Below are 583 nucleotides of genomic sequence, written 5' to 3'. Positions count from 1 at the left end.
GTGCTCCAGTAGTTGAAGAGACTCATCACGCTGAGAATATCAACAGTGAAGATCTTTCACAGACTGAGACTCCAGACGTCACAATAACCCCCGCAGACGCTCACGTAAGCGCTTATCACGAACAGACGCACGTTGACCTATCTGATAACGTTACATCTCACGCAAGGCGCTTAGAGATGCAGGAAGGGGCACGTAATCACGGTGTTGAAGACCCAACCTTACTCCCAATGAATGGTAATGAAAGATTCCACGAGTTTGATAATCATTCATATCACGTTCAGGAAGAGAGTGCTGTTAATCCAGATGGAACACGCAATCCATTATCTGGTCAAGCACACGATGCATTCAATGCAAATGGTCAGCGTATGGATGGTGCTTCTCCACATAACCCACATACTCGTTGGCAGAGCCAAGAACTGGATGCTATGACAGCTCCACGTGCTAATCCAAATAGCTCCAATGCTATGATGGCAGCTAATGCTTGGGGAACTGGTATGTTGCGTGGGATGGAAGACATTGGTTTAGCAGCCAATAAGCTTACGCACAAGGTGCTAGGAGAGCTTTTACCACAACTTATGTCCTC

At 46.8% G+C, this 583-nt stretch carries 1 protein-coding gene; it reads left to right on the top strand.

Features of this window, described 5'->3' with window-relative positions; translation table 11 throughout:
* Positions 1–176: 176 nt before the first annotated feature.
* A partial coding sequence (locus N1032_RS26685) for a hypothetical protein (RefSeq protein WP_259543684.1) occupies positions 177–583 on the top strand: 407 nt, incomplete at its 3' end.

The sequence above is a fragment of the Herbiconiux daphne genome, assembly GCF_024979295.1.
GTDB lineage: Bacteria > Actinomycetota > Actinomycetes > Actinomycetales > Microbacteriaceae > Herbiconiux > Herbiconiux daphnes.
Note: the sequence above shows the minus strand (reverse complement) of the source record. Positions and strands in the feature narration are given on the sequence as shown.